This is a genomic window from Janibacter corallicola NBRC 107790 (genome assembly GCF_001570965.1).
Classification (GTDB): Bacteria; Actinomycetota; Actinomycetes; order Actinomycetales; family Dermatophilaceae; genus Janibacter; species Janibacter corallicola.
The window spans coordinates 1-5,685 of record NZ_BCSR01000077.1; the positions used below are offsets into that span (position 1 = coordinate 1).

At 75.9% G+C, this 5,685-nt stretch carries 2 protein-coding genes; both read left to right on the plus strand.

What is annotated here, in order from left to right; all coding sequences use genetic code 11:
• Positions 1–2,926 (plus strand): ATP-dependent helicase (locus tag JCO01S_RS15055; protein ID WP_068257604.1); only part of this gene is annotated, 2,926 nt, incomplete at its 5' end.
• Positions 2,923–5,685 (plus strand): ATP-dependent helicase (locus JCO01S_RS15060; protein WP_068257608.1); only part of this gene is annotated, 2,763 nt, incomplete at its 3' end. The genes JCO01S_RS15055 and JCO01S_RS15060, both read left to right, overlap by 4 nt.

Sequence of the window (5,685 nt, forward strand, 5' to 3'; positions counted from 1 at the left end):
CCGCCTGTCGGCGGCCCGTGCCCGCGACGCGGTCACGGGGGGGCTGACCGGCGCGACGACCGAGCCGATGGCTCGCACGATGCAGAGCCTGGGCTTCGCGGTGCTGCGCCAGCACGCGAGTCTGACCGGTTCTGAGACCCCGCGGCTGCTCTCCGGCGCCGAGCAGGACGTCGTCCTCGGCGAGCTGTTGGCCGGTCACCGGGACTCCGGCGCCGGGCCGGCCTGGCCGGAGGACCTCGAGCTGGCGCTGCCCACGCGCGGCTTCCGGGAGGAGCTGCGCGACCTGCTGATGCGGGCCATCGAGCACGGCGTCTCCCCGGAGGAGCTGGCCGCCCTGGGCCACGAGCACGACCGACCGGGGTGGGTCGGTGCCGCAGCGGTCGCCCGCGAGTACGACGAGGTCACGGCGCTCGCGAGGCCCGGGGCCTACGACCCGGCGTGGGTGCTGACCGCTGCTGCCGAGCTGCTCGAGCAGGACCCGGAGGCCAGGGCCCGGGTCCGTTCCGGCCTGCGCGTGGTGGTCGTCGACGACGCCCAGGAGCTGACCGCCCCCGCGGCGCGGCTGCTGCGCGTGCTCACCGGCGGCGGCGTCGACCTGCTCCTCGTGGGCGACCCGGACGCGACGGTGCAGGGCTTCCGCGGCGCGGACCCGGTCCACCTGGTGCAGGAGTGGCCCGGGCACACCGGCTCGCCCCTGGTGCTGGGTCAGGGTCACCGGCTGCCGCAGCGGTTGGGGCAGGCGGACCACCGGGTGACCTCACGGATCGCGGCGCTCGGTGGGGGCGCGCAGCGCGACCCGGTTCCCGTCGGCCCCGGTGGTGACGTCGAGGCGCACGTGCTCCACTCCGCGGCCCAGGAGGCGGCCTTCGTCGCCCATGAGCTGCGGGCGGCGCACCTGCGCGACGGTGTGCCGTGGCGGGAGATGGCGGTCATCGTGCGGGGCGCCGCCCGGCAGTCGACGCTGCGTCGGGTGCTGGCGGGGCGCGGGGTGCCCGTGGACGCCGACGTGCGGCGGGTGCCGTTGCGTGACGAACCGGCGACCCGACCGCTGCTGCAGCTGCTGGGCCTCGTCGTCGACCTCGCCCGTGGTCGGATCGAGGAGCCCGAGGTGAGCACCGTCATGGACCTGCTCGCCAGTCCGTTCATCGCGCTGGACGCCGTCGGCGTGCGTCGGCTGCGTCGGACGCTGCGTCGCGAGGAGCTGGCCGCGGAGGGCACCCGTACCAGCGACGAGCTGCTCGCCGCGCTCGTCCTCGCGCCGGAGCGGCTCACCCTGCTCGGCGACGACGTGGCCCCGCTGCTGCGACTGGCGCAGGTGGTGGCCGCCGGTGTGGCCGCGGCCCGCACCGACGGGGACGGGGCCTGGGCGAAGGGGGTCAGCGCCGAGTCCGTCCTGTGGGAGCTGTGGCAGGCGACGGGCGTCGCCGACGCCTGGCGGGCGAGCGCCCTCGCCGGCGGCCCCGCCGGGGCGCGGGCGGACCGGGCGCTGGACGGTGTCGTCGCGCTCTTCGACGCCGCAGCGACGCACCAGGACGCGTTGCCGGCGTCCGGGCCGGACTCCTTCCTCGACGCGATCGAGTCCCAGTCGGTCGCCGCGGACACCCTCGCCGCACAGAGCCCCGACCCGGACGCGGTCGCGCTGCTGACCCCGCAGTCGGCCGCCGGGCTGGAGTGGCACACCGTCGTCGTCGCCGGCGTGCAGGAGGGGGTTTGGCCGGACCTGCGGCTGCGCGGCTCCCTGCTCGGTTCGGAGCGGCTCGTCGACGTCGTCACCGGTCGGGACCGCACGGGTGCCGGCGCGGCCACGGCCGTGCGGCACGACGAGACGCGCCTGTTCCACGTCGCCCTCACGCGGGCGCGGCGTCGGGTGCTGGTGACCGCCGTGGCCACCGAGGACGAGCAGCCCTCGGTCTACCTCGACCTCGTCGACCCGCTGCCGGAGGAGTCGCTGCGACGGGAGCCCACGAGCGTGCCGGCGCCGCTGGACCTCACCGGGCTCGTGGCGACGTTGCGGCAGCGCCTGGTCTCCCCGGACCCGGCCGCCGTCGCCCACGCGGTCGCCCGGCTGGCCGAGCTCGCCGCGGCGGGGGTGCCGGGCGCGGATCCCGCCTCCTGGTGGGCGCTGCGCGACCGCAGCGACGACCGGCCGCTGCGGGAGGCCGGCGTCGGGGTGTCGGTGAGCCCCTCGAAGGTCCAGTCCTTCGGCGAGTGCGCGCTGCGGTGGCTGCTCACCTCCGCCGGTGGCGAGGGGGTGCGCTCCACGTCGATGGAGGTCGGCACCCTCGTCCACGAGATCGCCCACGACCTCGGCGACGCCGGCGAGGAGGCCTTCCTCGCCGAGCTGGACCGTCGCTGGGTCGAGCTCGGCATGCCCCCGGGGTGGGTCACCGACCAGAAGCTGACCCGGGCCCGCCAGATGGTGCACTGGCTGGCCGCCTACCACGCCCGGGCCGCCGCCGAGGGGTGGCAGCCCGTCGCGCGGGAGGAGGAGTTCCGGGTGCAGCTCGGCCGGGCGGTGCTGCGCGGCAGCGTCGACCGGCTCGAGGCGGATGCCGACGGCCGGCTGCGGGTCATCGACTACAAGACCGGTGGCTCGGCCCCCACCGCCAAGGACGTCGAGGTCCACCCACAGCTCGGCGCCTACCAGGTCGCGGTCGAGGAGGGGGGCTTCACGGGGCGGGGCACCGACTCCGCCGGAGCAGCCCTCGTCCAGCTCGGGCGGGCGCACACCTCCGGCAAGGCCGTCCAGGAGCAGCGTCCGCTCACCGAGGCGGAGGACCCGCGCTGGGTCCACGAGCTCATCGAGGAGACCGCGGAGGGGATGGCCGCGGCCACCTTCGCCGCCCAGCCGGAGGACAACCGGTGCCGGATCTGCCCGGTGCGTTCCTCCTGCCCCGTCCACGAGGAAGGAGGTCGTCTGCGATGACGACTCCCCGGATCGGTGCCGTCGACCTCGCCCGGGCCCTCGGGCAGGAGCACCCGCCGACCCCCGAGCAGCAGGCGATCATCGAGGCCCCGCTCGAGCCGCTGCTCGTCGTCGCGGGTGCCGGCTCCGGCAAGACCGAGACGATGACCGCCCGGGTGGTCTGGCTCGTGGCCAACGACCTCGTCGCACCCGAGGAGGTGCTCGGCCTGACCTTCACCCGCAAGGCGGCCGGGGAGCTGGCCGAGCGCGTCGCGCGGCGACTGGCCACCCTCGAGTCCAGCGGCGTGTGGGCACCCCCCGAGGCGGGGGCGGACGCGCTCGGCGGCGCGCCGACGATCTCGACGTACCACGCCTACGCCGGTCGGCTGGTGCGCGAGGACGCCCTCCGCCTGGGGTACGAGAAGGACTCCCGCATGCTCTCGGAGGCCGCCACCTGGCAGCTGGCCCACGAGGTCGTCATGGCCTGGGACGGGCCGATGGAGGAGATCGACAAGGTCGAGGCGACGGTGACCAACGCGGTCGTCGCACTCTCCGGGGAGCTCGCCGAGCACGTGCGCACCCCCGCCGACGTCGAGGCCTTCGCGGCGGAGGTGCTCGGGCACCTCGCGCGGGTGGAGTCCTCCGGAAAGGGCTTCACCAAGGGCTTCACCGACCGGGTGATCACCCCCCTGGAGCAGCAGCGGCTCGTGCTGCCGATCGTGGCGCGCTACCAGCAGACCAAGCGCGAACGGTCGGTCATGGACTTCTCGGACCAGATGTCGCTCGCGGCCCGGCTGGCCTCCCGCTTCCCCGACATCGGGGCGGCGGAGCGGGCCCGCTTCCGGGTGGTGCTGCTCGACGAGTTCCAGGACACCTCGGAGGCGCAGCTGGTGCTCATGCGCTCGCTCTTCGCCCCCGAGGGGGAGCGCCCCGCGGCGGTCACCGCCGTCGGCGACCCGAACCAGTCGATCTACGCCTGGCGTGGCGCGAGCGCGACCACGCTGGCGACCTTCTCGGGCGCCTTCGCCACCGACGGCGCCCCGGCGCCGGTCCGCCAGCTCTCGACGAGCTGGCGCAACGACGAGTCGATCCTCGCCGTCGCCAACGAGGTGGCCGGCCCCCTCCGGTCCGGCAGCTCGGTGCCGGTCGCCCCCCTTCGTCCCCGGCCGGGGGCCCAGCAGGGGCAGGTGCAGGTGCTGCGCGCCGCGACCGCCGCCGAGGAGGCCGACGAGGTCGCGGAGTGGATCGCAGCCCGCCGCCAGGACGGTCGCCACACCGCGGCGGTGCTGTGTCGCAAGCGCAGCCAGTTCGGGCTGGTCGTCGACGCGTTGGCGCTGCGCGGCATCCCCCACGAGGTCGTCGGACTCGGTGGGCTGCTGCTCACCGCCGAGGTGGCCGACGTCGTGGCGCTGCTCACCGTCGTCCAGGACCCGGCCCGCGGGGACAAGCTGATGCGGCTGCTCACCGGCCCACCGGGCCTGCTCGGGGCGGCCGACATCGACGGCTTCGGCGCGTGGGCGCGCTCCCTGGGCCGACGCGACGACGGCGGGACCGAGGAGGTCACGATCGTCGACGCGCTCGAGGCCCTGCCGGATCCTGGGTGGACCGGCAGCGGGGGGCAGCGCATCGGCGACACCGCGCTGGAGCGACTCCACACGATCGCCGGCATGGTCCGCCGGCTGCGCCGAGCCACGGGGATGGCACTGCCGGACCTCGTCGCCGAGGCCGAGCACGAGCTGGGCGTGGACGTCGAGGTGCTCGCCCGCCCCGGCTGGAGTCCTGCCGCGGCCCGGGCGCACCTGGACGCCTTCGAGGACGTCGCGGCCGACTTCGCCGCGGGGGCCGACCGGCCCACCCTCGGTGGCTTCATCGACTGGATCGAGGCCGCGGTCGAGCAGGAGCGCGGCCTCGAGGCGCCCGTCGTCGAGCCGACGAAGGAGGCGGTCCAGATCCTCACCTGCCACGCCGCCAAGGGCCTGGAGTGGGACATCGTCGCCGTCCCCGGCCTCGGCGAAGGGGTGTTCCCGGCGCACAACTCGCGGGCGAGCCTCAAGGAGGGCGCCTGGACCCTCGGGCGGGTCAACGACGCGGGGTGGCTCACCGGGCTCGACGGGGTCCCCTACCCCCTCCGCGGGGACGAAGCGGGCCTGCCGCACCTCGACCTCTCGCTGGGGGAGCGCGACGCCCTCAAGGGCGAGGTCGAGCGCTTCATCTCCGCGAACGGCGAGCACGGGCTGCTCGAGGAGCGTCGCCTCGCCTACGTCGCGTTCACCCGCGCCCGCAGCCGGCTGCTCCTCGGCTCCTGGGTGTGGGGCCGCACCGGCCAGGTACCGCGGCTGCCCTCACGCTTCCTCGACGAGGTGCTCGCCACCGGTCGGGCCGGGACGATCGGGTGGGCCGAGATGCCCGAGACCAAGGAGGAGCGCAACCCGATGCTCGAGGTCGCCCACGAGGTCGGCTGGCCCGACGGGGCCGAGCCGTCCGAGCGCCCGGCCCTCGCTCTCGCCGACCGGCAGATGCGCGAAGAGGGTGCCGCTGCGGCCCCCTCGGAGCTGCCGGAGGACGCCGTGGAGCTGGACGAGACCCTGGCGATCCTGCTCGCGGAGCGGGAGGAGCGGCGGGCCTCCCACGGCGCGGGTTCCTCGGTCGAGCTGCCCGCCCACCTGTCCACCTCGCAGCTGGTCTCGCTGGCCCGGGACCCGCAGGCCTTCGCGCGCGACCTGCGCCGCCCGATGCCGGGGCCGCCGCAGGTCGCCGGCCGGCGGGGCACCGCCTTCCAC